Origin of the sequence: Streptomyces sp. NBC_01478 (assembly GCF_036227225.1) — a bacterium.
Lineage (GTDB): Bacteria > Actinomycetota > Actinomycetes > Streptomycetales > Streptomycetaceae > Streptomyces.
Window position 1 is genome coordinate 11,676,099 of sequence record NZ_CP109444.1, and the last position, 25,011, is coordinate 11,701,109.

The 25,011-nt window shown below is 68.7% G+C and carries 24 protein-coding genes and 6 pseudogenes; 19 read left to right on the plus strand and 11 right to left on the minus strand.

All coding sequences use genetic code 11. From position 1 onward, the window contains the following. Positions 1 to 22: 22 nt before the first annotated feature. Positions 23 to 1,219: a CaiB/BaiF CoA transferase family protein gene (locus OG223_RS51845; protein WP_329264792.1), complete on the minus strand. Its 1,197-nt coding sequence runs from the start codon at positions 1,217 to 1,219 to the stop codon at positions 23 to 25. Between the two features lie 146 nt (positions 1,220 to 1,365). Here OG223_RS51845 and OG223_RS51850 point away from each other — a divergent pair, with 146 nt between their 5' ends. Genes OG223_RS51850 through OG223_RS51875 form a run of 6 tightly spaced genes read left to right on the plus strand, consistent with a single transcriptional unit; the run spans position 1,366 to position 6,298 of the window. After that, positions 1,366 to 1,875 carry a PaaI family thioesterase gene (locus OG223_RS51850; protein ID WP_329264794.1) on the plus strand — a complete coding sequence of 170 codons (510 nt, stop codon included), beginning with the start codon at positions 1,366 to 1,368 and terminating at the stop codon, positions 1,873 to 1,875. Positions 1,876 to 1,879: 4 nt separating this feature from the next. After that, entirely contained in the window at positions 1,880 to 2,725 is an 846-nt protein-coding gene (locus OG223_RS51855) for an enoyl-CoA hydratase-related protein (protein ID WP_329264796.1), read from the plus strand. Between the two features lie 47 nt (positions 2,726 to 2,772). Further along, a complete protein-coding gene (locus OG223_RS51860; protein WP_329264797.1) occupies positions 2,773 to 3,225 on the plus strand; it encodes an FAS1-like dehydratase domain-containing protein in 453 nt (150 codons plus the stop codon). After that, a complete protein-coding gene (locus OG223_RS51865; RefSeq protein ID WP_329264799.1) occupies positions 3,222 to 3,644 on the plus strand; it encodes a MaoC/PaaZ C-terminal domain-containing protein in 423 nt (140 codons plus the stop codon). Before OG223_RS51860 ends, OG223_RS51865 begins: the two co-directional genes overlap by 4 nt. Before the next feature lie 4 nt (positions 3,645 to 3,648). Further along, on the plus strand, positions 3,649 to 5,100 hold the full coding sequence (locus OG223_RS51870; RefSeq protein ID WP_329264801.1) for a class I adenylate-forming enzyme family protein: 1,452 nt from the start codon (positions 3,649 to 3,651) through the stop codon (positions 5,098 to 5,100). After that, the gene (locus OG223_RS51875; protein WP_329264803.1) at positions 5,093 to 6,298 is read left to right on the plus strand and encodes a serine hydrolase domain-containing protein; all 1,206 of its coding nucleotides are present in this window, start codon (positions 5,093 to 5,095) and stop codon (positions 6,296 to 6,298) included. The genes OG223_RS51870 and OG223_RS51875 overlap by 8 nt, the downstream gene beginning before the upstream one ends. Here OG223_RS51875 and OG223_RS51880 read toward each other — a convergent pair. Together OG223_RS51880 and OG223_RS51885 are read right to left on the minus strand one after the other, a co-directional pair. Beyond that, positions 6,214 to 7,395 (minus strand): amidohydrolase family protein, encoded by a 1,182-nt coding sequence (locus tag OG223_RS51880; protein ID WP_329264804.1) that lies wholly within the window; start codon positions 7,393 to 7,395, stop codon positions 6,214 to 6,216. The genes OG223_RS51875 and OG223_RS51880 overlap by 85 nt on opposite strands. Positions 7,396 to 7,509: 114 nt before the next feature. Further along, complete coding sequence (locus OG223_RS51885; protein WP_329264806.1) at positions 7,510 to 8,328, minus strand: FadR/GntR family transcriptional regulator; 819 nt, start codon at positions 8,326 to 8,328, stop codon at positions 7,510 to 7,512. Between the two features lie 154 nt (positions 8,329 to 8,482). Between OG223_RS51885 and OG223_RS51890 the strand changes: the two genes are divergently transcribed. From OG223_RS51890 to OG223_RS51900, 3 genes are all read left to right on the plus strand, one after another. Beyond that, positions 8,483 to 9,310: an enoyl-CoA hydratase-related protein gene (locus OG223_RS51890; RefSeq protein ID WP_329264808.1), complete on the plus strand. Its 828-nt coding sequence runs from the start codon at positions 8,483 to 8,485 to the stop codon at positions 9,308 to 9,310. Further along, entirely contained in the window at positions 9,307 to 9,882 is a 576-nt protein-coding gene (locus tag OG223_RS51895; RefSeq protein WP_329264810.1) for a DUF2889 domain-containing protein, read from the plus strand. Before OG223_RS51890 ends, OG223_RS51895 begins: the two co-directional genes overlap by 4 nt. 259 nt (positions 9,883 to 10,141) lie before the next feature. After that, a complete protein-coding gene (locus OG223_RS51900) occupies positions 10,142 to 10,417 on the plus strand; it encodes a hypothetical protein (protein ID WP_329264812.1) in 276 nt (91 codons plus the stop codon). 14 nt (positions 10,418 to 10,431) lie between these two features. Here OG223_RS51900 and OG223_RS51905 read toward each other — a convergent pair. The 4 genes and pseudogenes from OG223_RS51905 to OG223_RS51920 all read right to left on the minus strand — a co-directional run. Further along, positions 10,432 to 11,292, minus strand: a pseudogene (locus tag OG223_RS51905) (transposase); the annotation flags it as partial. Between the two features lie 189 nt (positions 11,293 to 11,481). Next, positions 11,482 to 12,195 (minus strand): SDR family oxidoreductase, encoded by a 714-nt coding sequence (locus OG223_RS51910; RefSeq protein WP_329264814.1) that lies wholly within the window; start codon positions 12,193 to 12,195, stop codon positions 11,482 to 11,484. 43 nt (positions 12,196 to 12,238) lie between these two features. After that, positions 12,239 to 13,141 (minus strand): LysR family transcriptional regulator, encoded by a 903-nt coding sequence (locus OG223_RS51915; RefSeq protein WP_329264816.1) that lies wholly within the window; start codon positions 13,139 to 13,141, stop codon positions 12,239 to 12,241. Between the two features lie 279 nt (positions 13,142 to 13,420). Continuing rightward, complete coding sequence (locus OG223_RS51920) at positions 13,421 to 14,131, minus strand: SDR family oxidoreductase (protein ID WP_329264818.1); 711 nt, start codon at positions 14,129 to 14,131, stop codon at positions 13,421 to 13,423. Positions 14,132 to 14,248: 117 nt separating this feature from the next. Between OG223_RS51920 and OG223_RS51925 the strand changes: the two genes are divergently transcribed. Continuing rightward, a complete protein-coding gene (locus tag OG223_RS51925; RefSeq protein WP_329265907.1) occupies positions 14,249 to 14,617 on the plus strand; it encodes a MerR family transcriptional regulator in 369 nt (122 codons plus the stop codon). Positions 14,618 to 14,681: 64 nt separating this feature from the next. Here the strand turns inward: OG223_RS51925 and OG223_RS51930 are convergent. Both OG223_RS51930 and OG223_RS51935 read right to left on the minus strand, forming a co-directional pair. Continuing rightward, positions 14,682 to 15,368 (minus strand): annotated as a pseudogene (locus tag OG223_RS51930) (transposase family protein); the annotation flags it as partial. Between the two features lie 117 nt (positions 15,369 to 15,485). After that, a pseudogene (locus OG223_RS51935) lies at positions 15,486 to 16,080 on the minus strand (transposase); the annotation flags it as partial. A gap of 760 nt (positions 16,081 to 16,840) precedes the next feature. Here OG223_RS51935 and OG223_RS51940 point away from each other — a divergent pair. The 7 genes and pseudogenes from OG223_RS51940 to OG223_RS51970 form a co-directional block, all read left to right on the plus strand. Beyond that, positions 16,841 to 17,818, plus strand: a complete 978-nt coding sequence (locus tag OG223_RS51940; RefSeq protein ID WP_329264819.1) for a DUF6192 family protein — start codon at positions 16,841 to 16,843, stop codon at positions 17,816 to 17,818. A 141-nt stretch (positions 17,819 to 17,959) separates the two neighbouring features. Next, the gene (locus tag OG223_RS51945) at positions 17,960 to 18,235 is read left to right on the plus strand and encodes a RacP protein (RefSeq protein ID WP_329264821.1); all 276 of its coding nucleotides are present in this window, start codon (positions 17,960 to 17,962) and stop codon (positions 18,233 to 18,235) included. Positions 18,236 to 18,333: 98 nt separating this feature from the next. Continuing rightward, positions 18,334 to 18,944: pseudogene (locus OG223_RS51950) on the plus strand (IS5 family transposase); the annotation flags it as partial. A 187-nt stretch (positions 18,945 to 19,131) separates the two neighbouring features. After that, on the plus strand, positions 19,132 to 19,644 hold the full coding sequence (locus OG223_RS51955) for a hypothetical protein (protein WP_329264822.1): 513 nt from the start codon (positions 19,132 to 19,134) through the stop codon (positions 19,642 to 19,644). 173 nt (positions 19,645 to 19,817) lie between these two features. Further along, a complete protein-coding gene (locus tag OG223_RS51960) occupies positions 19,818 to 20,360 on the plus strand; it encodes a hypothetical protein (protein ID WP_329264824.1) in 543 nt (180 codons plus the stop codon). A 127-nt stretch (positions 20,361 to 20,487) separates the two neighbouring features. Continuing rightward, positions 20,488 to 20,583: pseudogene (locus OG223_RS51965) on the plus strand (IS5 family transposase); the annotation flags it as partial. Positions 20,584 to 20,645: 62 nt separating this feature from the next. Then, positions 20,646 to 20,744 (plus strand): annotated as a pseudogene (locus tag OG223_RS51970) (IS5/IS1182 family transposase); the annotation flags it as partial. A 108-nt stretch (positions 20,745 to 20,852) separates the two neighbouring features. On the opposite strand, the gene OG223_RS51975 reads toward OG223_RS51970, so the two are convergent. Further along, the gene (locus OG223_RS51975; protein ID WP_329264826.1) at positions 20,853 to 21,707 is read right to left on the minus strand and encodes a helix-turn-helix transcriptional regulator; all 855 of its coding nucleotides are present in this window, start codon (positions 21,705 to 21,707) and stop codon (positions 20,853 to 20,855) included. A 134-nt stretch (positions 21,708 to 21,841) separates the two neighbouring features. On the opposite strand from OG223_RS51975, the gene OG223_RS51980 reads away from it, so the two are divergent. Next, positions 21,842 to 22,537, plus strand: coding sequence for an SDR family NAD(P)-dependent oxidoreductase (locus tag OG223_RS51980; protein WP_329264828.1), 696 nt, complete (start codon positions 21,842 to 21,844; stop codon positions 22,535 to 22,537). Between the two features lie 374 nt (positions 22,538 to 22,911). On the opposite strand, the gene OG223_RS51990 is transcribed toward OG223_RS51980, so the two are convergent. Continuing rightward, entirely contained in the window at positions 22,912 to 24,138 is a 1,227-nt protein-coding gene (locus OG223_RS51990) for an acyl-CoA dehydrogenase family protein (RefSeq protein ID WP_329264830.1), read from the minus strand. A 123-nt stretch (positions 24,139 to 24,261) separates the two neighbouring features. On the opposite strand from OG223_RS51990, the gene fabG reads away from it, so the two are divergent. Continuing rightward, positions 24,262 to 25,008 (plus strand): 3-oxoacyl-ACP reductase FabG, encoded by a 747-nt coding sequence (gene fabG, locus OG223_RS51995; RefSeq protein ID WP_329264832.1) that lies wholly within the window; start codon positions 24,262 to 24,264, stop codon positions 25,006 to 25,008. Positions 25,009 to 25,011 lie beyond the last annotated feature (3 nt).

Genomic DNA, 25,011 nt, shown 5'->3' on the forward strand with positions numbered 1-25,011 from the left:
CCGACCTCATGGGACGTCACACCTAAACGACACCCCGCGCACGCAGTCCCGCGAGCTGATCCTCCGTCACCCCGGCCAGCCCGCACAGGACTTCGGCCGTGTGCTCGCCCAGCGCGGGCGGCGGGGCGTAGCCCTCGACCGGGGTCGCCGTGAGCCGTATCGGATTGGCGAGCAGGGGCAGTGGGCCCGACACCGGGTCGTCGACCTCGACCAGCATCCCCCGGTGCCGGATCTGGGGGTCGGCGAACACCTCGGGCATCTCGTTGAACGGGCCCGCCGGCACGTCGTGTTCGTCCAGGAGGGCCAGCCAGTCGTCCCGGGTCCGGGTGCGCATGATGGCTTCGAGGACCGGCAGGATCTCCTCCCGGTGGGTGATCCGGGCGGAGGTCGTGGCGAACCGGGGGTCCTGGAGCAGGTCGGTGCGGTCGGCCGCCGTGCAGAACGCGGCGAACTGCTTGTCGTTGCCCGCGACGAGGAACAGGGGCTTGTCCGCGCAGTGGAAGGCCTGGGAGGGGATTCCGCCGTAGCCGCCGTTGCCGCGCCGGCGCGGAACCTCCCCGGAGACCAGGTAGTTCATCGCGAAGTGCGACAGCGAGGCCAGCCCGCAGTCCAGCAGGGAGAGGTCGACGAACTGGCCCTCGCCGGTGGCGTCCCGGTGCCGCAGCGCCGCCAGGACGGCCGTCGAGGCGTACAGGCCGGTGAGGATGTCGACCATGCTGACGCCGACCTTCATCGGCTCGTCGGGGTGCCCGGAGACGCTCATCATCCCGGACATGGCCTGGAAGATGCCGTCGTATCCGGGGCGTCCGGCATAGGGGCCGGTCTGGCCGAAGCCGGTGACCGACAGATAGACCAGGCGCGGGTTGAGCGCCAGCAGGCTCTCGTGGTCGAGGCCGTACTTCGCCAGCGTCCCCGCGCGGAAGTTCTCCACCAGGACGTCCGAGCGGGCGGCGAGCGAGCGGATCAACTCCTGCCCCTCTGCGGTGGCGTGATTGACCGTCACGGACCGCTTGTTGCGGTTGCATGAGAGGTAGAAGGCCGCGGTGTCCGTCCCCGGGGCGAACGGTGGACCGTACGTCCGTGAGTCGTCGCCGATGCCCGGCCGCTCGACCTTGATGACCTCCGCGCCGAGGTCGGCCAGCATCTGCGTGGCCAGCGGTGCCGCGAGGACGCGGGACAGGTCGAGGACGCGGATCCCGGCCAGGGCGGTCGACGGCATCGAGGTCTCCCTCTGTTCACAGGCATCGAATGAGTTATATAAATAATACATCTGGCGCCCTGGCTGCGCCTTGGGTGATTGCTTCAACTATCCAATTCATGTAACTATATGGATCGGCTGACCGGCCGAGACCGGAGGGCGTGCGGATGACCGTCGCGGCGAGGACCCTCACCGACCAGGAACAGCGCGAACGCCGCGAGTGGTTCCGGTCCCGCTGGGAGCGCGGCGTCGCGTTCAACCGCCTCTGCCGGGTGCGCATGGTCCGCTGGGACCCCGACGGCGTCGAGGTCGTCCTTCCCTACGCCGAGCAACTCACGGCCCACGAAGGCGTCTTCCACGGCGGAGTGATCTCCGCGCTCATCGACACCGCGGGCGCGGGAGCCGTGATCGCCGGGCACGACTTCCAGAAGGGGAGTCTGCTCAGCACCGTCTCGATGTCGGTGCAGTACCTCGCGCCCGCCCGGGGCCCGGAGGCCGTCGCCTACGCGCGCTGCGTCCGACGGGGCCGCAGGCTGCACTTCGCCGACGTCGACGTGATGACCGACGGGGTCGTCTGCGCCCGGGGACAGGTGGTGGTGACGATCTCCGGCGAGCGACCAGGTGTCGGCGAACCCATCCACCCCATCGACGACATCGAACCGCTGACCGAGGAGTGACGCGATGCCCGACGAACCCGACCGGGACCTGGTGCTGTACGAGGTCGACGAGGACGGTGTCGCCACCGTCACCCTCAACCGGCCCGAGCGCAAGAACGCGTGGAGCCTCCCCATGGAGCGCCGCTTCTTCGCCCTCCTGGACGAGGCCGCCACCGACCCCGCCGTCCGCATCGTGATCATCACCGGCGCCGGCCGGGCGTTCTGCCCCGGCATGGACGTCCAGCGGCTGGAGCAGAACGCGCAGCCGGGCCAGTCCCTCAACCTCCAGGCCCGCGTGCCCATGTACAGCAGGCGGAACATGCCCAAGCCGCTCATCGCGGCCGTCAACGGCGCCTGCGCGGGCATCGGCCTGGTCCAGGCACTGATCTGCGACGTCCGCTTCGCTGCCCGCGGGGCGCGTTTCACCACCGCCTTCACCCGCCGCGGCCTCGCCGGCGAGTACAACCTCCCGTACGTGCTGCCCCGCGTCGTCGGCCTGGAGAACGCCCTCGACCTCCTCCTGTCCGGCCGCGTCTTCGACGCCGACGAGGCGAAGCAACTCGGCCTCGTCAGCCGGGTGGTGGAGCCGGAGGACCTCCTTGACGCGGCCCGCGCCTACGCCCGCGACATCGCCCGCAACTGCTCACCGCGCGCGATGGCCGTCGTACGGCATCAGGTGTACGGCGATCTCGACCGGCCCTTCACCGAGGCGCTCGCCCGCTCCTACTCCGCGATGGAGTTCTTCGCGGGCTCGCCGGACTTCCGCGAAGGGGTGGCCAGCTTCGTGGAAAAACGGGAGCCCAAGTTCGAGGGACTGCCCCCGGACTTCGACCCGGACGAGGCCACCCGCGACGCGTTCCTGCCGTACTGACCGAGGAGAAGGACCGCTTCTGTGCGCACTGACCGAGGAGAAGGAAGATGACAGGGCAGCCGTTCCCCGTCGAGGCCGGGCACATCATGATGTTCGCCCGGGCCATCGGTGACGAGAACCCGGACTACGCCGGCGAGACCGCGCTCGCACCGCCCACCTTCACCATGGCGAGCGCCCACCACGATCCCGACTACCGGCTGCGGCCCAAGCCGGGGGAGGAGTGGTTCGGGTCCGGCGCCGGGCCCGGCGTGATGCCCGAGGGCGGTGGCGGGCTGCACGCCGAGCAGCACTTCGAGTACCACCGGCCGGTGCGCGCGGGGGAGACCTTGTACGCCACCACCGTTGCCGGACGCAGGTGGGAGAAGCGGGGCCGCACCGGCCTGCTGCTGTTCAGCGAGCGCATCACCGAGTACCGGGACGCCGACGGCGAACCGGTCGTCAGCGCCCGCACCGTGGCCGTCGTGCCCGAGGGCCCCGCAACCCGGAAGGACGCCCGATGAGCCTGAGCGTCGACGACGTCAAGGTCGGCGAGACCCGCGAGAGCGTGCTGGTCGACGACCTCAAGCGCACCCGGATCGTCCAATACGCGGGCGCGTCCGGCGACTTCAACCCGCTGCACACCGACGAGCGGTTCGCCACCGAGGTCGCGGGATACCCCGGCGTCTTCGCCCACGGCATGCTGACGATGGGCATGACGGGACGCGTCCTGACCGACTGGGTCGGCGTCGAGGCACTGCTGACCTTCGGGGTGCGCTTCAAGGCCCAGGTGTGGCCCGGCGACACCCTGACCGCCACGGCGACCGTCGAGTCGCTCGAGGACACGCCGGACGGCCCGGTCGCCCACTTCTCGCTGCGAACCGTCACCCAGGACGGCGCCGAGGTGGTCACCGGCACCGCTTCGGCCCTACTGGAGCCCTGAACCGGTGGGCGGCGAGGCGGAGTTCACCTGGACGGCGACGGTCGTCGCCGCCTACGACCACTCCCGTCCCGCCGTCCGGTTCGGTGACCTCACCTGGACCGGACACGAACTCCTAGACCGGGCGGCCGGCGCCGCGGACTGGCTGGACACCCTCGGCCTCGATCCCGGCGCCCCGGTACCCGCCCTGGCTACCACCTCCGCCGACGCCCTCGCGCTGGTCATCGGCGGCGCCGGGTCCGGCCACCCGCTCGCCCCGCTCGGCGTCCGTATGACGCCGTACGAGATCGCGGCCGTGGTCGAGGCATCCGGGGCCCAACTCCTCGTCGCGCAGCCAGAGTTCGCCGAACTCGGCGAACAGGTCGCCGAGCTGTCCGGCCGCCGCGCCCTCGTCGTCCCCGAACTCCGCCCGAGCACCAGGCCGTTGACCGCCGAGCCGGACGACCTCGCCGTCGTCCTGCACACCTCCGGCACGACAGGACTCCCCAAGCCCGTCCGCATGACCCAACGCCGCCTGGCCGCCCGCGCCCGCGTCAACGGCCGCCTCTGCACGCTCGATCCGGACGGTTTCTACGGGGGCAGCGCCCCCTTCCACCACATCGCCGGCCTCGGCAACATCGCCGTCGCGCTGGCCGCGGGTGCGCTGATCACCGGCCTGCCCCGCTTCACCGTCGAGGGCTGGGCCCTGCTGCGCGCACTCGGCGTCACCCACACCAGCATGGTCCCGGCGATGCTGGAGACCCTGCTGACGGCAGGCCAGGCGCACCACGAGACGCTGCGGGTCCTTCAGTACGGCGGTGCACCCGTACGCCCCGGCACCCTGCGGCGGACGTACGAGGCGATGCCCGGCGTCCGCATGCTCAACATGTTCGGGCAGACCGAGGGCTCGCCCATCAGCGTGCTCACCCCCGAGGACCACCGGGAGGCCGTCGCCGGCCGCACCGAACTGCTGCGGTCCGTGGGACGGCCCGCTCCCGGTGTCGAGCTGCGGGTGCGGGACACGGGACCGGACGGCGTCGGCGAGATCCACGCCCGCGCCGACCATTTCTTCCGGATCGACGCCGAAGGATGGCTGCACAGCGGCGACTTGGGCCGAGTGGCGCCCGACGGCTACCTGTACCTGTACGGCCGCGGCACCGACATGATCATCCGGGGTGGTGAGAACGTCCACCCGCTGGAGGTCGAGACCGTCCTGGCCGCCCACCCCGGCGTCGCGGACGTGGCCGTCACGGGCGCCCCCGACGAACGGCTCGGCCAGACCGTCGTCGCCTTCGTCGTGCCGGCCGACCCCGACGCCCCGCCCGAACCCGCCTCGCTCAGGGCGCACGCCCGCACCCGGCTGTCCGGATTCAAGGTCCCCGTCCGCTGGTGGTTCGTGGACCACCTGCCGCGCAACGCCAACGGCAAGGTCGTACGGCAGCGACTGCGCGAGCCCGGCCAAGGAGAAGCCCATGACTGACCACTCCGTCGTCGACCCGGAGAGCGTGGGGGTGGACCCGCACCGGCTGGACGTCCTGCTGCGCCGGATCCGGCTGGAGGTCGAGCACGGACCGCTGCCGTCGGCGCAGGTCGCCGTCGCCCGGGGCGGTCGCCTGGTGGCGTTCGAGACCTGGGGGGATGCCGGCCCGGACACCCGATACGTCCTGCAGTCCGTCGGGCGGTCGATCGTCGCCGGGGTCGTGTGGAAGCTGCTCGGCGAGGGACTTCTGCACCTGGACGAGCAAGTCGCCGCGATCATCCCGGAGTTCGCGCCGAACGGGAAGGAGACGGTGACCGTCGAGCAGGTGCTCACGCACACCGCCGGGTTCCCCTTCGCACCCCTCGGCTACCCGAAGATGCTGGACCGCGAGCAGCGGCTCGCCGCCTTCGGGCGCTGGCGGCTCGACACCCCGCCCGGCACCCGCTTCCAGTTCCATCTCACCGCCGCCGCGTGGCTGATCGCCGAGATCGTCGAGCGGCGCACGGGGCTGCCCTTCGCCGACTACCTCCACGAGCGGATCGCCCGGCCGCTGGGCCTCACCTCGATCGAACTCGGCGTCCCGGTCGACCAACAGCCGGGCACCGTCGCTCCGATGACCGCCACCGACCGCACCGACGACACCCAGGAACCCGACCCCTGGGGACCGTGGTACCTCGCCGACCCCCGCGTCCTGGCGGCCGGCGAGCCCAGCCACGCCCTGGTCGCCACCGCCGCCGATGTCGCCCTGTACTTCCAGGCGTTGGAGCACTCGGGCCTCTGGAAGCCGGAGGCGGTGGCGGAGGGCACAAGGATCCGGCTGACCCAACTCCCGTACGGGGAGCAGATCTACGGGGGTGGCGGCAACAGGCGTACCAGCATGGGCCTGTTCGTGACGGTGGCCGGTCCGGACGCCGGCAGCCAACTACCGTCCACCGGCTCGCCGTTGCTCTTCGGCAGCGCGGGTGCCGCCTACCAACTCGGCTTCATGGACCCGGAGTCCGGCCTGTCCTTCGCCTGCCTGAGCAACGGCTATCCGCTCGCCGGCTACGACCACTCCCGGCGTGGCACGGCGCTGCTCACCAACATCGCGAACCTGGCGGGGGCAAGCGGGGTTCAGCGGCTGATCAGTTGCTGCGCGTTGTTGTACATGATGTCGTCCTGGACCGACTCGTCCAGCTCCGCGAGGAGCTTGCGGTAGTCGGCCGGGTTGGCGATGCCCTCCGCGTGCGGGAAGTCCGAGCCCATCACGATCGACTCGTGGTAGCCGAGCCGCTTGACCAGGCTCGGGATGTCGTCCTCCGGATAGGGCACCACACGGATGTGCTTACGGAACACCTGGCTGGGGCGCTCCGCCAACTGGCCGCCGATCCAAGGGCCGTTGCGGCCCATGCCGCGGCTCTTGTCCATGTGCCGGACGAAGTGGGGCACCCACTCGGCGCCGAACTCCGAGACCAGGACGTTGATGTCGGGGAAGCGCCCGAAGAGGTTGTCGAAGATCAGCGCGGACAGCGTCTCCTCGATCGGGCGCTGGCCGTAGGTGTTCATCCACTGCCAGGCCGACATCCGGAAGTGGATCGGGCTCGCGTCGTGGCCCCAGGCGGGGGCGACGTTCGAGTTGTAGTAGAACTCGCTGATGTGGTAGCAGACGCTGGCCTTGGCCTCGTTGACCAGTTTCCAGAACGGGTCGAAGTACGGGTCGCCCGGCGAGCGGCCGTACTGCGGCCCGGTCGGCAGCATGATGAACCGGGCGCCCTTGTCCAGGACGTACTCCAGTTCCTTGACCGCGCTGTCCAGGTCGCGCAGCGACAGCAGCGCGGGGGAGTAGATGCGGTCCTGGTGGTTGAAGCCCCACACCTCGTTCATATAGCGGTTGAACGAGTGGTAGTTGGCGTAGAGCGGCTCGACGCCCTGCACGTACTCCTCGGCGACCAGTGCCCAGCCGCCCGGGTAGATGATCGTCTGGTCCAGGCCCTGCTCGTCCATCACGCGCAGCCGGGCCTCACGGTTCTGGTACGACTCGTGCATCGGCTCGAACTGGTACGTCTCGTCGGGGTTGCCCGAGGCCATCGCCTTGAGCATCTCCTTGAGCGAGCCGGGCCGGTAGACCTGCCCGAACTCCGGCTCCAGACAGACCACGATCCGGTCCCCGGCCAGGATGACCTCGCGGCCGTCCGGGAGTGTCACCGGGGCCACCGCCTGGCCGAGGAACTCCTTCGGGAGGTAGCGGGTGAAGGAGTCCCGTTCCTCGTACATGTGCTGGTCGCAGTCGAAGATTCGCTTGCGCTGTTCGGCCATGGCCGTCGCCTCCGGACCCCAGATCTATTCAGTACGCCTCCTATAATTATCTAACTGTTTCGGAGGCGCAAGGGGTGAGGGTGGGAACGGCTCGGTGATCCTCGATCCGCCCGGTCAGTCGATGAGTTCGAGCACCGTCTTGGGGCCGGCTCCGTTCACCACGTCGTCGGCGCCGCTGATGTGGCGCTGCCACAGCTTCTCGGCCTCGTCCGCCTTGCCGGACTCGATCAGGCCGACCAGGCGCACATGGGCCCGGTGCCCCTTCAGGGCCTGTGCCTTCTGAGTCGCGGCGTCGGTGGCGGCCGCGGTGTACGAGGCGTTGGCCCGGTCGATGATGTTGCGCAGCATGCCGCACAGGAGGATCAGCGTCTGGTTGCCGGTCAGTTCGATCAGCAGGGCGTGGAAGGTGTCCTGGGCCTCGACCAGGCCCAGCGGGTCGTCCAGGACGGTCTTCTCGGTCGCCACGGCGTCCCGCAGGCGCTTGATGTCGTCCGCCGTGTGCTTGGCGGCCAGTTGGCGCACGCACGGCGGCTCGATGAGGGCCGCGGCGCGGTAGACGTCGCCCAGGGTGGCGCCGCGGTATTCGAGGATCAGACCGGCGAAGCGGGCGGCGACATCGGAGTCAGGCGCACTCACCCGGGCGCCTCCGTGCGCACCGCGCCGCACGGTGATCAGCGACTCCGACTCCAGGACGCGGAACGCCTCGCGCAGCGTCGGCCGTGAGATGCCGAACTGCTCCATCAGCCCTGACTCCGGCGGCAAAGCGTCGCCGGGCTTCAGCTCGCCCCGTACGATCTGGCGGCGCAGCTCCGCCGCGACCAGCTCGGCGGTCTTCGGGACACGCACCTGGCGTCCGACGCGGCCACGCGCGGGGACGGGCACGGTGGGCGTTTCTGCGCGGGCTGCCTCGGCCACGGCGGGCTCCTCCGTCATATAGCAAAATGAATCGTCTTAGTGCATCGAGGGTACCAGGTCAAGATCTGGATGATCTTTCCTTGGCCGGGCCCGATCTGGTGCCCGGACCGTGGTTGGGTATATAGATGATTCATCTAGCTATAAACCTGAACGGGCTCTGGGAGTGACCTCGATGAACGAGCATGCGGCCCCGGTGATCCTCAGCGAACTGACCGACGACGGGGTCATGCTGCTCACCCTGAACCGGCCCGAACAGCACAACGCCTGGACGCTGGAGATGGAATTGCTCTACAACGAGCTGTTCGACCGCGCCGAGGCGGACCCGGCGGTACGGGCCGTCGTCCTCACCGGCGCGGGACGAAGCTTCTGCCCCGGGATGGACATGAGCGTCCTGGACGGCGCGTCCTCCGGGGCGCGCCCGTGGCCGACCGACCGGCTGCCGCCGCGCACCCGGCCCATGTCGTTCCCCAAGCCGCTGGTGGCCGCCGTCAACGGCGCCTGCGCCGGCATCGGCTTCAACCAGGCACTCATGTGCGACGTGCGGTTCGCCGTGCCGGACGCCAAGTTCGCCGCCGCGTTCAGCGCCCGCGGCCTGGTGGCCGAGGACGGCGTCTCGTGGCTCCTGCCACGGCTCGTCGGCTACGGGAACGCGAGCGACCTGCTGCTGTCCTCACGCCGGATCACCGGAACGGAGGCGGAGGCGATGGGCCTGGTCAACCGTCTCGTCGAGCCGGAGGAACTGCTCCCGGCGGCCCTCGCGTACGCCACGGAACTCGCCCGCTCGGCCAGCCCGTACGCGATGTCCCTGATCAAGCGGCAACTGGCCGACGACCAGGCGAGAAGCTTCACCGAGAGCCGCGACGCCGCCGCCGCGCTGCTGGCCACGGCGAAACGCGCCCCGGACTACCGCGAGGGTGTGCGCAGCTTCATCGAACGCCGACAGCCGGAGTTCGCCGGGCTGGGGGAGAACGTGCCGGAGCCGGCGGAGGCCTCGTCGTGAGCCGCGCCGAACTCCCGCTGCACCGCCGGACCATCACCGTCACTGCCCACCAGGAGCCCGGCAGCGAGGAGATCTCGGTCGAGGCGGAGCTGCGCGACGAGCGGCCGTGGGCCGAGCCGGCAGCCGCCGACATCCATCGAATGGTGCTGGCGGTGCGGGTCCGCCTCGCGGACATGACCATCGTGGCCGCCGACGCGGACATGCTGACGTTTCCGCATGCCGAGTGCCCGCTCATCACCCCGGTCTTCGGCAGCCTGGTCGGCCTGGGCGTCGCCGCCGGATACAACCGGGCGATCCAGGAGCGGTTCCGCGGCGTCCTGGGCTGCTCCCACCTCTACGAACTGGCCCGGGTGCTCGGCCCGGCCGTGGTGCAGGCGGCCATGTCCGCCAACGCGCGCCGCCGTGACGCGGGCGAGGTCGCGAACGGCCCGCGCGCCACGGCCGGGGTGCTGAACAGTTGCCACATCTGGGCGCCGGACGGCGTGGGCCTGCGCAAGCTCGACGCGGGCTGGCGCCCGGGGAGCGGGCCGCGCCCGGTTCCCGGACTCGGGACGTTCGAGACGCGAGAGTGAGTCCGCGGGGCTGAGGGGCGGTTACGAGAAGGCGGGGCCTGGGTGGTCGCGGCCGACCGCGCGGATGCGGAATCGGCCCGGGTGGGCCTACTTGGAGCCCTCCGGCGCGGCGGCAGCCGCTGACTGACCGCGACCTGGGGTGCCGCCGAACCGGCTTCGATCAGCCGCCGTTGAACCTGCCTTAGCTTGTTCTTTATGGCCTGAGCCGCTTTGAGAGTGCGTGACGCGACCCGATGAGACGCTGAGTAGGGTTGTGCTCATGGCCAAGGGGATGGGGCGGCTGCCCAAGGTGGATCTGGACAGCGGCGTCGAGGACGTGACGCTGTCCATCCTGGAGTGGCTTGGCGAGCAGGGAGTCGGCGCCATGATCCGGGTCGACGCGGAGCGCATGCGTGACGGTCAGCCGGCGTGGACATTCGCTGCTTCAGGTGGGCCGCTCGACGGTGGGATGAGAGCCGACGGGGCCTCGGTCGCCGAGTGCATGGGCATGGCACTGCTTCGATTGCGCGAGGCCGGGCTGGCTGTTCCATTCTGACTTCGTGCTCCGTCCCTGAGCTGATCGCGTTCGGTGATGCTTTCGGGGAGTCTGGTGGTCTTTCCCACGTCGTAGCGGGTGGCGGGGTGCCGGTTTTTCGAGCCGGGTGGCCTGCCGGGGCCCGGTCGGCTGGGTTTGGGTGCACGCGCCGGGCAAGGCAGTTTCGGGCGGAGGTTCCTGAACGCCCGGCGGATCGGGGCCGGGGTGAGTCGGCCGGGCCCGGCGGGCTTCTCCCGGGGGTGGCGCAAGTCGGCGGCGGCCTCGCGCAGGAGGCGGATCTGGGTGTGGGCGGCGATGATCAGCCAGGTCCAGCGCTCGTCGGCCTCGGGGGTTCGCAGCTTCGGACGGGTCCACCCGAGGGTCTGTTTCACCAGCCTGAAGAGGTGCTCGATGTCGAACCTGCGCAGGAACGCCTGCCAGCGCACGTCGACGCCCTCGCTGTTCAGGCCGGTGGCGGACGACCAGAGCCAGAGCGGGAGCGGGTCGCCTCCGCCGGGCAGGCGGTCGACCTGGAGGCGGATCAAAGTGCCTTCGATGATGGGGAGTTCGCCGGTGTGGTCGATCCAGGCGGAGCGGGTGGTCAGGCGGGGGTGGATACGGTCTCAGGCCATCGCTCGGGCAGTGCCGTACCGGTCGGTGACCTGCATGGTTGCCGCGTCCGGCTCGCCCCAGGTGTCCGGCTTGGCGAAGCGGAGCTCCTTGCCGTGCTTCGGCGGTCGCCCGCCCTGGGGGTAGGACAGGGCGTACTCCTTGAGCGAGGGCGTCGGCCGTCGCATGACGCGGTCGGAGTGCATGCGCCCAAGGACCTCGACGGGGAGCCCGTCGAGGAGGTGGGCCATGCGCGGGGCGTCGTAGCCGGCGTCGAAGACAATGAGCTCTTTCCAACCTCGGTTTGAGGTGGTTGAGGCGGATGGCGAGGAAGGCCCGGGGATGAAGGGCCGCAGTCCTCACTGGATGCGACACACTCGCCACTTCAGACACGAAGGGCGTACAGCCCTTTCGCGTTGGAGAGGCGATATCTCATATCCCGTCCTCAATGTTCGGGACATCGTCCCGCCGACTGATTACACGAGGCGGTGGCCACCGTCGGCGTGCAGGACGGTGCCTGTGATGAAGCCGTTGCGCATCAGCGCCACGATGGCGTGGGCGATGTCCTCAGGGCGGCCGACGCGGCCGACGGGGAGGGCTTCGGCCTTGGCGGCCAAGGTTGCGGCCTTGCCGCTGCCTGAGATGAGATCCCACACCGGGGTGTCGACCCAGCCAGGGGAGATCACGTTCACCCGGATCGGGGCCAGCTCCAAGGCGGCCGCGCGGGCGAACGAGGCGAGCGCTCCGTTCACGGCCGCGACCATCGAGCCGCGCGGGCTGGGACGGTATGCGGCGATGCCCGAAGTAAGGGTGATCGATCCGCCGGGCCGGAGGGCAGGGGCGGCGTGCTTGGCGAGGAGGACGGCACCGATGAGCTTGGAGTCGAGCACCCCGCGGGCCGTGTCCACGTCGAACTCGGCGATGGGCTGATAGGCGCCGACCCCGTCGACCGCGGTTGTTACAACGTGGTCTGCGGGCTCGTTGAAGAGGCGCGCGACGTCGTTCTCATGGGTGATGTCGGCCTGAACGGTCCGTACGCGATCCGACGCAAGAGAGCGCGCCGCCTCTTCCAGGCGTTCGGGGGAGCGGGAGGCGATGGTGACCTCGGAACCCTCGGAGAGCAGGGTCTCGGCCAGCGCGAGTCCTATGCCGGAGCTACCGCCGACGATGATGACGTGTTCTGTGGTCATGGCCCTACCGGATCATCGAGCGTGATCGTGCGTCCACGTCGTGTTATCGAAGGGTCGTTCGGCGCAGACTAACGTTCCTGGTCAGAGTGGGCAGGAGGGCGCGGAGTGCCGGATTGTGGCTGTCCGTGCGCCATGCGGCGGCGTACGTGATCGACAGCGGGGCGTTCCGGAGCGGCCGCCAGACAAGGTCGGGCGGCGAGACGGCGCGAGCCGAGCTCAGGCTGAACGCAGCGGGCCGCAGCGGTAGCACGGCGCGCAACTGCGCATGAGGCATCGCGCTCTCGCTGAGAGCGACATCGGCGCCGAGGGCGTGCAGGCGGTCCACCATCGCGTCGTGCACGTCGGGCGCGAACTCTCTCGCGAAGAGGATCAGTTCACGGCCGGCGAGATCGGTCGGATCAACGACCTCTCGTGCGGCAAGCGGATTGGCCGCCGACATCAGCACGCCCAGCTCCTCCTCGGCGACCTCCACCCGTTGTACGCCCTCGGGCGACGCGGACGGGACGCGCAGCAGTGCGAGGTCGACCTCGCCGCCCTCCAGCATCGCGAGCTGCTGCGCGGTCGTGCCGCCCAGCAGTGTCATCCGGCAGCCCGGCACGTGGTCGGCCAGAAGCTCCTCGATCTGTCCCGGGAGCCACGGCGGCACCCCGTTCAGCAGCCCGAAGCGCAGTACCGGGTCGTCGACACCCGCTGCGCGGCGCGTCTCCCGAAGTGCGTGGTCGGTCGCTCGCAGCGCCTCCTTGGCCGTATGAAGCAGGACCTCTCCCGCGGGCATCAGCCGTACGCCGCGACTGTGCCGGACCAGCAGCGGCGCGCCGATCTCGCGCTCGACCGCCTTGATCTGCTGGCTGAGCGTGGGCGTGGAGATGTGTAGTCGCTCGGCCGCGCGCCCAAAGTGCAGGGCCTCCGCGACGGCAACGAAGTAGCGAAGCTGCCGAAGTTCCACTGGCACATCGTACGAAGATCAACGCAGGCACCACATCGGTGGACGCTTGTCCCGGGCATCAGGTCGGGGAGTACAACCATTTTGCCCCGCAGTGCCCAATCCATTTAAGAGAGCCCGGCGGTAGGCGTCACTTGAGTCTTCTGGTGGTGGGTAGGTGTCCCAGCGGTAGCGCGGCGGACGCGCGTGCGGAGCGTGACGAGTACGCATGGCCGCGCCCGGCTGATCCGTAGATCCTCGAACGTCGGCTGAAGCCTGGCCGGGCGGGCGGCTGCTGAAGGGTCAGGCGGCGGGAACCGCCTGCGGATAGAGCACGCTCGGGTCGGCGGACAGGGCCGCCTTGAGCTGGACGCAGTTGTTGTCGGCGAGGATCTCCATCTTCGCGGCCTCGATACCGTCGAGGGCGGCGCGCACGACATCGGCGGGGTCGTTCTTCTCCACGTCCCACCCGGCCATCATGTCGGTGTCGGTGCTGGCCAGGTGCAGGCCCGTCACCGCGGTTCCCTGGCCCGCGAGTTCGAGGCGGATGCCGTTGGTGAGGCTCCACGCCGCCGCCTTCGCCGCGCTGTAGGCGTTGGCCCCGTCGTAGGCGAGCCAGGACATCGCCGACAGGACGTTGAGGATGGCCCCGCCGCCATTGGCGGCCAGGACGGGGGTGAACGCCCGGACCACGTTGAGGGTGCCGAAGTAGTTGGTGTCCATCTCCAGCCGGATCTTCTCGGGGTCCCCTGTGACGAGGTTCTGCTGGGTGAAGACGCCGGCATTGTTGATCAAGAGGGTGACGTCCGGGGCCGCGCCCGCCGCAGCGGCGACCGAAGCCGGATCGGTGATGTCGAGCCGCAGTACTTCCGCGCCGGGGAGGTCGACGAGGCGGGGGGTGCGCGCGGTCGCGTAGACCTTGGTCGCGCCCCGGTGCAGGAGCTGTTGGGCGAAGTGCCTGCCGATGCCGCGGTTGGCGCCGGTGACGAGGGCGACGGAACCGGTGATCTTCATGGGGACTCTCCTGGCAGTGGTGAGGTGATTCCTGTCCGGGCTGTTCGCGGGTTACGCTAGAACCTGACGTTGACGTCAGAGGCAAGAAATGTGATCCAGGTCACGGAGGGGGCGTTGATGCGCATCGGTGAGCTGGCCTCAAGGGTGGGCGTGAGCGTGCGGGCACTGCGCTACTACGAAGAGCAGGACCTGCTGGCCTCGGCGCGCAGCCCCAGCGGCCAGCGGCAGTACCCGGACAGTGCGGTCGACCGCGTCCAGCTGATTCAGCAGCTGTACTCCGCAGGGCTGTCGAGCAGGGCGATCGTGGAACTGCTGCCGTGTGTCGAGACCGGTGACGTGACCCCCGAGCTGCTCGACCGGCTGTCGGCCGAGCGGGGCCGCATCGATGCGCAGGTCAGCACCCTGGTGAAGACCCGGGACCGGCTCGACGCCATCATCACCACGGCTGCCACAGCCAGGAGCGCGGGCCGGCCCTGCCCTCGTTGAGCAGCGCGCCTTCCCCAGACGTGCGGCAGCGCGCCCGACGCAGACGGGCGCCCGTCAGCAGGCGTCACTCGAGCCTCTTGGTGGTGGACCGTCCGTCCCAGCGGCAGAGCGGGGTCGCGCGGCGGATGAGCATGCGGAGCGTGACGATTGCGGCGGACAGGTAGAGGTAGAAGTCCACAACGCACTGGCGCTTCTCGGTGCAGCGGTGGAGCTTGCCGAAGCCGTTCATCGATGCGTGGCTCCGCTCCACGACCCACCTCTTGCCGGTCTGGATCGGTGCGGGCACGCCCTTGCGGGCGATCTCGCCGGTGAAGCCCAGTTCCTCGAGCGCGGCTCGGGTCTTGTCACTGTCCGCCCAGCAGTTGGCGCCTGCGTCGGCGAGCGCGTCGACGATGTCGTGCTCGCGGGCCGCACGGACACTGTGGACAGCCCCGGGGAGGGCCGGCGAGGCCCACAGCAGGCGACCGAAAGGGTCGGCGATGACCTGCACGTGCATCCCGTGCTTCTTATGCTTGCCCGAGTGGAAGGGCCGGTCGGCGGTAATACGGTCCATCGGGAGCAGCGTTCCGTCCAGCAGGACGAACGCCTTCATCGACGCCGCCCGGGCTGCCTCGGCGAGTGTCGGGGCGAGGTCTGCCAGCAGGTCGACCGCTTCGGTGATGTAGCGGTAGGCGGTGGTCGTACCGATGCCGAACCCGGCCGCGAGCTGGGCGTAGGGGTGGCCGTTGCGGAGATGGGCGAGGGCGGGTAGACAAGCACGTGAAGCCTCTGGTGGAGACGGTTCTCTTGGTCGAAAACCCGTCTACCAGGGGCTTCACCTGTCTGTCAGCTCAACTGCCCAGCTCAGTCGACAGGTTGGAAAGCGCTCAATGAGGATGTCACGGTCGCCGACATGCCAACGGCCCATCTCGATGCGGTCGGTGACCACCCGGCGGAGCTGGGCAGCGGTGACCTCGGCGACGTCGTCGACAGGCTCGAGACGGACGGCGTCCAGGAGCTGGCACCAGGACGTCCGGCCCGATTCGAGGGCGGCGACGAAGGAGCACGGCCAGCCGGGGACGAACTGGTCCGAGGACCGTCCGCTGCGGCCGTAGACATGGCAGAACAGACGGTCCGCGCTGGTCGGCGCGTCGGGTCGGAGCCAGTTGCTGACGTCGACGGCCAGGACCAGGTGCCCGTCGGCGGCCCGCGGCATCGGCAGACCAGCCAGCACCTGCCGCAGACCGATGCACGTCCATGTTCCCGCTGTTCAACGCCTCGTACATCGCGCCGTGCCCACGCCGGTGCTCGGCCGTCAGCGTCAGATTCACCGGCGTGGTCACCGGCCCGTCCGCGCACAGCACCGTGTCGGTCAGCTCGAACAGCGTGTCCCCGCGCACGGTCAGACTGTCGAAGAAGTCGTTCCGGAAGTGTGATGCCACCGCGCACGCTTCGCGCCGGACATCGTGATGCAGCAGACGCATTCCCCCCACGGCCTTCGTACTGGTCAAGTGCCTCTTTGGTCGGAGCACATGATCAGACGGAGGCCGTGTTCACGTCCCCGGAATCCCTGTATGAGTGATCACGTTCGGGGCATCGTTCGAGGTCAGACCATTAAGAACAAGCTAAGTGCCTGTTTCTCAACCTCCGGTATGGATCTTTGAGTGGGTCTAGTCTGGTTTGGTGGCCGGGATCGGTGGGCCTGTACGCGGGCGGCGTTGTCCGGGCTGTGGTGACTGGCTGAGGCTTGGTGCCAGGCCGCGGGCGGTTTTCTGCTCAGATGTGTGTCGCTCCAGGCAGTGGCGCCGGCTGCGGCGGGTGAAGCTTCGTACAGCCGCGCTGGAGCGGGACGAGGGCCGGCGGGTGTGTCCGGCGTGCGGGGCGGTTTGGGTGGCCGGGGTGGATCACCGCAGCAACGCGGTGTAACGCTCGGCTCGGTGCCGTCGGAGAGCGTGGGCGCTTCGGAAGCAACCGTTCGTCCAAGCGTCCGGATAAATGCTTCCGCGAACGGTTCATGTGTCCGATTTGCTTTCGGGCGGTCAGTTGCTGTCATTGCTGGTGTTGGATCTCGAAGTGGGCTCATTCTGGCGGGAGTTGGGCCGGGGTGTTGTCGCCGGTGGTCCGGTCTGCCGGACCCTTGCCCGTGAGAGATGGTGAGGCGTCATACCCACCGCGACGATCGGCCACATACCCCGCGAGCGCTACGAGCAGATCATTGCTGGCGACCGGGAACTGGTCGGGCAGATGCAGCGCATCCAGTTCGCCATCGGGGACCACGCGCTGGAGATCGAGCCGACGCAGCCGCTCGGCGGCGCCCATCCGGCCTCCGGCGAGGACCTGTTCAGCGTCGAAGCCTCCTTGCAGACCTACGCCGATGACCTGGGACTGGCACTGAGGACCGTCCGCAACTACCGGTTCGCCGCCCACCGCCGGCCCGAAGAGCAACGTCGTCACGGCGTCTCCCACAAGGTCCACTGCATCCTCGCGTCCATCGGGGACGACACCGAGCGCTTCGACGCGATCGGCGCCCCTCCACTGGACGAGCGCGTCAAGGTGCGGCGCTGGACGACAGGCCTGGCCAAGAAGCACGTCGGGCAGAGCCCGGACCGTCCCGAGACGCCTGCGCAGAAGGTGGCGGTCATCCACCGCCTGGCACACGACGACGAGATCGCCGCACAGGTGACCGCGGACGTGCGCGCGCGCCGGCCAGCGGTGGCGGCCAAAGTCGTCGCGGACGACACCGCCCGGCACATGGTCAACAAAGCGCAGACCACACAGCACAAGACGGAGGTCGTGCACGACCTCATTGAGGACGCCACCGTGGCGGCGCAGGTCGCCTCGGACGTGCTGCGCCGGCCGGAGGTCGTTGTCAGGGTGGTCGCTGACGACACCGCCCGGCACGCGGTGAACCGGGCCCAGACCGGCCGTTCCCAGCAGCAGGCGGACGCCTTCCGCCGGGAGACACCGGCGGGGCGGGCAGTGCGGAAGATCGAGCGGACCGAGGAGTTCCTGGACCTGGTTGGCGCCTGCCACCGGTTCGTGTCCGCGTGCGGGAAGACGGTTCCCCAACTGCGCGACCGGCACCTGACCGGCGACGAGCGGGCCGTCCTTTCGCAGAACGTCGCACGCTGCCGGGCCGTCCTGGACTGGATCGAGACCGCGGCCGAGACCGGCGAGGTCGACATGGACGAGGAACTCGACCGCATCCTGCGGGGCGAGTAACCGTGGCCAAGCGCTCCCCGGCAGCGGAGCGCCACGCCGACCTGATCCGCACCGCCCTGCTAGAGGTCGCGCCCGCCGGCATGGCCCTCACCCGGCTGATGGGCGCGTGCGAACGCAGCCCGCTGGCAGACCAGACGGGGCTTGGCCACGCTGCGCGACCCGTGCGCCGAACGCGGCTGGCCACCCGTCGTCTGGGGGCAGGAGGTGGGCTATCACTTCTGCGCGAGCGAGGCCGAGCTGGAGGAGTGGGAGCGGGCCTGGCTCAGCGAGAAGCTCACCCAGTTCCGCCAGATGATCACGGGCACGATCGGCCCGTACCTGGCCCGATTCCCCAAGAGCACGTGGGCCGGCTACCTCAGCGACCAGATGAAGGCCATCGAGTCGAACCTTGCGATGGTCGCCCGCCCACCACGCTGACACCGACGCGGCCAGGACGCTCACCGAAGAATTCAGGAGACCGGGGTCCGGCCCACGCGTCCGCAGGGCTCCCCACCGGGCCGGGCCCCACCCTCCTGATGCGCGAGTTCCGCTACCCCTCCGACATGACCGATGCCGAATGGCGCCTGATCGAGCCGCTGTTGCCCCACCCGGCCTGCCAGCAGCCGAGCGGCGTTCACCCCGAGGCCCACCCCGGCGGGAAATCGTCGACGGCATCCGCTATCTGGTCGACAGCGGCATCAAGTGGCGCTCCATGCCCATCGACTTCGCGCCCTGGCGGACGATCTACGGGTTTGCGCGGCGCTGGGCCGCCGCCGGGGTCATCGGTGTGATCCGCGACCAGTTCCGCCGCAGGATCCGCATCGCCCGTGGGAAGACACCCCGCGCGGCCTCCGCGATCGTCTACTCGCAGAGCATCAAGGCCTCCGAGACTGTCGGCAGGGACACCAGAGGCTGGGACGAAGCCAAGGAAATCAATGGGAGGAAAAGGCAGCTTGTCTGCGGCAACAGAGGTCTGGTGCTGCTGGTGATGGTCGCGGCCGCCAATGTTACCGATCGGGATGCCGCCAAGGAATTGCTGTTTCGTCTCGTTCTCACGCACCCCGAGATCGCCATTGTCTGGACCGACTCCGCCTACGCCGGAAAGCTCGTGACCTGGGCCAAGACCTACCTCGACATCACCATCAAATGGGCGGCCGTCACCTTGATGACGAGGCGCCTCACCCGCCGTAAGGATCGCCCAGCCGAACGGCGCGATATCGCCTCGTGCTATCTGGCACAGGCGGCCTGATCATTAAGGCTTCGCAGATATCCTGCCAAATGAGACTCCGGAAAACGGATCGACATCATCCTTTTGTAGTCCTTGGAGGACACCCATGGATACCGTAGTTGGTGTTGTAGCCAGCCTTTTCGGCGTTCTAGTCGGTGCATCCCTTGCCCGACGTGTAGCCGATAGCCAACGCCGACTAAATTTCACCTTTGATCTTCACCGAGAATACAACAGTTCAGACATGATCCGGGCACGTCACGAGGCGGCAGAACTACTCAAGAACCATCCTGGGCTGGACTATGGGGAACTCAGGGAGCAGGTGGGCTACTCCGGCGCGGCCGACCTTGATCAAGTAATCTACTTTTTCCAAAGATTACAGATCTCCATAGAATACGGGGCTGTTCAGGGGAAATATATATCCCGCCTCTTCGGGGATTCTTTCTCGTGGTGGTACGAGCAGACCTTTCGCGCCATGCTCGTGCCCACGGCGACTGAAATGGGCGCTGATATCGACGCCCTGCAGCGTTGGATGGTCAACCATTCCACTGAGGGCCAACGCCAGTCCTGGCGGGGCGCCAACGTTGACGCCTGGAGGAGGCGCGATTCCGGAACGTCGTAACAAGGAGCCGGGGTAATGCAGTTGGGGTAGATTTGCCTGGTTACGCCTTCTTGGCAAATTGTCAACCGTATGGGATGCAGGGTGGGGGAAGGTGACCGGCCTGGCAACGGGCGTAACTGCGTAGCTGACGGCACTGGCCAGGTGTGCGCCTGGTCGGCCAGGTGGGATGTTCGATGGGAAATGATCTGAGCACGTTACTGGTGGCTGCGACAGGTATTGCCGGCACCCTCTTTTCGCCAATTATCACACTCCGTTTGTCCGCGCGGTTACAGCAGGACCGGATGCAAGCGGAGAGGGAATTGGCTCTAGATGTGCGACGGGACGCGAAGGAAAAAGCGGCCCTATCCCGTAAACGGGATTGCTATGTGGCGTTGAATGGCGCCGCCCGACGCTACAGAGTGGTACAAATGAATTATTTGGACGCCGTCCAGGAGGAACGGCTGACCGAAGCAGACCGGCAGGCCCTGGAAGAGGCGCTCCGCGAATATGGCTATCGTGTCGCGGAAGCGCAAATGGTCGCTGCGCGCGGCGTCTTAGAGGAGATGGAATCGATCATCGTGGCGCTTGGGAGCAGCTACTGGCGAATCAGACGTCTGGAGTCTGGAACGCCCGAGGCAGGCGGATCGTACGCTGAAATCCGAGATGATTTGGTGGCGTTATGGGATGGGTGGAAGCAGATGCGCGACGCCATGCGTCTTGACCTCGGCGTCGAGTGATCCGGGACGCCGCCTAATGTCCATGGTGCAGGATCCATCCCGGGCGGATTGCGCGGCGTATAGATCGCGGAGTCGTGGCATGAGCGCTCCGAGCAGATCCTGAACGTCGATAGCCCCCGGCCTCCTCCCGGCCCGCTCCACCGCCATGATCTACATTGCGATGATCGCCCTGATGGCACGACGCCTCACCAGAGAATCCACCCCAGGCTGGCGAGGAATCTGATACCTCACCAAAGCCCTGTCTCGGGGCGAAACGTTGGGGGAAAACGCCCTCATAGAGGCCGCTTCTTCGACCTGGCCGACACCATCATCACCGTTCGTAGCCTGATTCGACGGGCATGGACCACCCACCGCTGGGACGATCGCCCGATCCGCCGCCGATGAGACCACGCCTGTCTGGGGACCTCTCGTCGGCGTTGACAGCGAGCTGTCGTCGGTGGTCGGTACGCCGGGCTGCGGGCCATGGGGGTCGAGTGCGCCCGCCGACTGCTGTCACTGGGTGTTGGCTTCGGTCATGGTCTGGGTGCCGATGACGTTGAGGAGCCGGAGCCGATCGGCGGCGTCGCTGCCAGGAGCGGCGGTATAGGCGACGATGCGCAGATCGCTGCCGGGAGTTATGAGCACGTCACAGTCGAAGGTGACTGCGCCGACATCGGGGTGATGGACGGTCTTGGTGTCCGACTCATGGACGCCCACGATGCCCGTGTCCCACAGGCGTGCGAAGTCGGTGCTGACACCCCGCAGGTCTTTGATCAGGGAGCGCAGGTCGGGATCGGCGGGGTAGCGGGCGGTCGCCGCCCTGAGATCGGCGACCACGGCCGCCTCGAACCGGGCCTCCTGCTCGGGGGTGTGGCTGACCCGGCCGGGCAGACCGGCGAAGTGCCGCCAGACGATGTTGCGCTCGCGTCCGCGCAGCGCGGATGCGTCTCCGAAGAGGGCGGCCCACAACGGGTTCCACAGAATCAGGTTCCAGGCGGCGTCATGCACGCTCAGCGGTGAGCCGTCCAGATGGTCGAGCAGTCTTCGGACCCCCGGTGGAACGTGGGCCGACAGTTGCCCGGGGCCCGGCGCCGGCTGGCCCGCGAGGAGGTACAGGTATTCGCGCTCGGCTGCCGACAGCCGCAGGGCGCGGGCCAGCGCGGACAGGACCTGCGCCGACGGGGAAGTGGCCCGGCCCTGTTCCAGGCGGGTGATGTAGTCCACCGACAGGCCGGCGAGCTGGGCCAGTTCCTCGCGGCGCAGTCCGGCGGCCCGACGTACCCCGCCCGCGGGCAGTCCGACCGCGGCAGGGGCGATCCGGTCCCGCCAGCCGTGCAGGGCTGTGCCCAGCTCCTTGGATTCGCTCACCGTCCCAGTATCGCGTCGCCGCGCCCGGACAGCCTGGTACTGCTGGTCCAGTGGCTGAGGCGGGCACTGCCTGTTCGTCTGCGGTGCGCCGATGGTGGAGACATCACCGACCCACCGATCACCGGAGTGAGCACATGACCACCACATTGATCACCGGAGCGAACAAGGGCCTCGGTTTCGAGGCGGCTCGTCGTCTGATCGAGGCCGGGCACACCGTCTATGTCGGGGCACGCGACGCCCACCGCGGCCGAACGGCGGCCGAACTGCTCGGCGCCCGCTTCGTTCAACTCGACGTCACCGACGAGGATTCCGTGAAGTCCGCGGCCGAATTCCTCCGCGCGGACGCAGGCCGTCTCGACGTCCTGGTCAACAACGCCGGGATCGTGGGCGCGCGCAAGCCGGTCGGCGAGGTCACCGGGACCGACATGCTGACCACGTACGACACGAACGTCTTCGGCGTCGTGCGGGTCACGCACGCCTTCCTGCCGCTGTTGGAAGCAGGCGACGCCCCGGTCGTCGTCAACGTCAGCAGCGGTCTGGGCTCGCCGGCTGCGTGCGCCGACCCGAGCCGGGTGGAGTTCCAGGTGACAGTGCTGGACTACAACTCGTCCAAGACCGCGCTGGTCATGGTCACCTCGCAGTACGCCAAGGCGTTCCCCGCCATCCGGTTCAACGCCGTCGACCCCGGCTACACCGCCACCGACCTCAACGGCCACCAGGGCACCCAAACCATCGAAGAGGGCGCGGAGATCATCGTCCGCATGGCCTCGATCGGCGCCGACGGCCCGACCGGCGGCTTCTTCGACAAGACCGGCCCGGTCGTCTGGTAACCGTCCAGTCACTGATGCCTGGGCGATGGCAGCCAGCGGGTCGTGTCGTACGCCGGCCGCTCAGGAAACAGCGCGGCAAATCGGTCCCAGAGCGGGTCGCTCAGCCACGATGGCGGCACAGCGCAGATATCTCCGATGATCACAGAGCGTTGTAACTCCAGGATCACCAAGATCTGTGCTGGCTTCGTTGACGGGGGCGCCCCGCGCCTATCTGCGCGACCTCTTGAGCAGCCGTCACCGAACCGGCTTCGACCAGCCGTCGTCGAACCTGCCTCAAGCAGCCGTCACCGAACTGCCCGCGACCGCCCCGCCGCCGAACTTGGCACAACCAGCCCTCCCTGAACCGGCCTTGACCACCCGCCGCCGGTCCCGCCTCAACCAGCCGTCGCCCTCGGCTCGCGCGGCAGTCCCAGCACCTTCTCCGCGAGGATGTTCCGCTGTACCTGCGAGGTGCCCGCGTAGATCGTCCCGGAGCGGGCGATCAGGTACGTCGTCGACCAGGACGCCGAGGAGTTCGCGGCGCCGGGGTCGTCCGTGCGGTAGGTGCGCAACGGCGGGCGGCCTACTGGCACTTGGGCGTGCAGGCCCATGATGTCCATCGCCAGATCGGTGACCTTCGTGTGGTACTCGCTCCAGTACAGCTTGGCGATCGACGACTCGGGGCCCGGCTCCGCGCCCTTGAGCCAGCCGGTGAGGATCCGGTAGCCGAGGTAGCGCATGATCTCGACCTTGGACCAGCACCAGGCGATCCGCTGCCTGATGACCGGATCCTGGTCTCTGCCGTACAGGCGGGCCAGTTCCACCAGGCGTTCCACCTCGGCCCGGAACAGGATCGGGTTGGTCGCCGCCTCCTCACCGCGCTCCACGCCCAACAGGCTCTGCGCGACGGTCCAGCCGTTGTCGACGCCGCCCACGACGAGGTCGGCGCGGGTGCGGGCGCCGTTGAAGAAGACCTCGTTGAAGTGGAGTTGGCCGCTCATCATGCGGAACGGCCGGACCTCCACGCCGGGTTGGTCCAGTGGGACAAGGAGGAAGGAGATGCCGCGGTGCTTGGGGGCGGCGCGGTCCGTGCGGGCGAGGACGAAGATCCAGTCGCTGTGGTGGGCGCCGGACGTCCACACCTTCTGGCCGTCGATCACCCACTCGTCGCCCTCGCGTACGGCACGTGTCGTCAACGAGGCGAGGTCCGAGCCCGCGTCGGGCTCCGAGTAGCCCTGGCACCAGGTGTCCTCGCCGCTGAGTATGCGCGGCAGGAAATGGCTCCGCTGCTCGTCCGTGCCCCACCGCAGCAGCGTGTTCGCGAGCATCTTCACGCCGAAGGTGTCCTGCGGCAGCCCGAACGGCACACCGGCCAGGGCCAGTTCCTCCATCAGGACCACCTGGTGGAGCTTGGACAGGCCACGGCCGCCGTAGCGCTCGGGCCAGGTGAGGGAGAGGTAACGGTGCTCGGCGAGCCGGCGTCGCCAGTCCCGGGCGAAGGACCAGGCGGCCTCCTCGTCGAGGGCGCCGATGCCCTTCCAGTCCGGCGGCAGCGCCTCGGCGAGGAACCCCTTGACCTCGGTGCGGAACGTCTCGGTCTCCGCGGGATAGCTGATGTCCACCCGTGTGCACTCCTCGCCCGGCCACGGTCACCCAGCCGATCGCTGTATTGATTGTTTCAGCATAATAGGTTATCTATTTAGAAGAAATAGCGAGGGACGGCGTCGAGCCAAGGGCGGGCTGACATGGGACTGCTGGACGGCCGCAACGCGGTGATCACCGGCGGCGCACAGGGCATCGGCTTCGAGATCGCCGGCGTGCTCGGCGCCGCGGGCGCGTCCGTCGTCCTCGGCGACATCAACGAGGACGCCGCGGCGGAAGCCGCCGAACGCCTCGCCAAGAACGGGGTGGCCGCCACCTCGCTGCGCTGCGACGTCACCGACGAGGACGAGGTCGCCGCCCTGGTCGCCCACTGCGCCGACACCTTCGGCCCCGTGGGCGTCATGGTCAACAACGCCGGGATCACCCGCGACGCGACCCTGCGCAAGATGGCTCTGTCCGACTTCCGCGCGGTCGTCGACGTCCATCTGACCGGCGCCTGGAACGGCACCCGGCACGCGGCCGAGGCGATGCGCGCGCACGGAAGCGGCGGCAGCATCGTCAACATTTCGTCCATCGCCGGCAAGGTCGGCAACTTCGGTCAGACGAACTACAGCGCCGCCAAGGCCGGACTCGTCGGACTGACCAAAGCTTCCGCCAAGGAACTCGCCAAGGCCGGCATCCGCGTCAACGCCGTACAGCCGGGCCTGATCCGCACCGCCATGACCGAGGCGATGCCGCCGGCCGCCTGGGACGCCAAGCTCGCCGAGATCCCCCTGGGCCGCGCGGGCGAGCCCGCCGAGGTCGCCCAGGTCGTCCTCTTCCTCGCCTCCGACATGGCGAGCTACGTCACCGGAGCCGTGGTCGAGGTGACCGGCGGCCGGTACATGTGACCC

Bases quoted from the DNA above. Each gene is read 5' to 3' on its own strand.
- OG223_RS51910 (WP_329264814.1), bottom strand. From the start codon at position 12,195: ATGACCACAGAACACGTCATCATCGTCGGCGGTAGCTCCGGCATAGGA.
- OG223_RS51885 (WP_329264806.1), bottom strand. From the start codon at position 8,328: ATGACGGAGGAGCCCGCCGTGGCCGAGGCAGCCCGCGCAGAAACGCCC.
- OG223_RS51860 (WP_329264797.1), top strand. From the start codon at position 2,773: ATGACAGGGCAGCCGTTCCCCGTCGAGGCCGGGCACATCATGATGTTC.
- OG223_RS51940 (WP_329264819.1), top strand. From the start codon at position 16,841: ATGCAGCGCATCCAGTTCGCCATCGGGGACCACGCGCTGGAGATCGAG.
- OG223_RS51960 (WP_329264824.1), top strand. From the start codon at position 19,818: ATGGGAAATGATCTGAGCACGTTACTGGTGGCTGCGACAGGTATTGCC.
- OG223_RS51855 (WP_329264796.1), top strand. From the start codon at position 1,880: ATGCCCGACGAACCCGACCGGGACCTGGTGCTGTACGAGGTCGACGAG.
- OG223_RS51875 (WP_329264803.1), top strand. From the start codon at position 5,093: ATGACTGACCACTCCGTCGTCGACCCGGAGAGCGTGGGGGTGGACCCG.
- OG223_RS51925 (WP_329265907.1), top strand. From the start codon at position 14,249: ATGCGCATCGGTGAGCTGGCCTCAAGGGTGGGCGTGAGCGTGCGGGCA.
- OG223_RS51880 (WP_329264804.1), bottom strand. From the start codon at position 7,395: ATGGCCGAACAGCGCAAGCGAATCTTCGACTGCGACCAGCACATGTAC.
- OG223_RS51890 (WP_329264808.1), top strand. From the start codon at position 8,483: ATGAACGAGCATGCGGCCCCGGTGATCCTCAGCGAACTGACCGACGAC.
- OG223_RS51845 (WP_329264792.1), bottom strand. From the start codon at position 1,219: ATGCCGTCGACCGCCCTGGCCGGGATCCGCGTCCTCGACCTGTCCCGC.
- fabG (WP_329264832.1), top strand. From the start codon at position 24,262: ATGGGACTGCTGGACGGCCGCAACGCGGTGATCACCGGCGGCGCACAG.
- OG223_RS51980 (WP_329264828.1), top strand. From the start codon at position 21,842: ATGACCACCACATTGATCACCGGAGCGAACAAGGGCCTCGGTTTCGAG.
- OG223_RS51920 (WP_329264818.1), bottom strand. From the start codon at position 14,131: ATGAAGATCACCGGTTCCGTCGCCCTCGTCACCGGCGCCAACCGCGGC.
- OG223_RS51865 (WP_329264799.1), top strand. From the start codon at position 3,222: ATGAGCCTGAGCGTCGACGACGTCAAGGTCGGCGAGACCCGCGAGAGC.
- OG223_RS51955 (WP_329264822.1), top strand. From the start codon at position 19,132: ATGGATACCGTAGTTGGTGTTGTAGCCAGCCTTTTCGGCGTTCTAGTC.
- OG223_RS51850 (WP_329264794.1), top strand. From the start codon at position 1,366: ATGACCGTCGCGGCGAGGACCCTCACCGACCAGGAACAGCGCGAACGC.
- OG223_RS51900 (WP_329264812.1), top strand. From the start codon at position 10,142: ATGGCCAAGGGGATGGGGCGGCTGCCCAAGGTGGATCTGGACAGCGGC.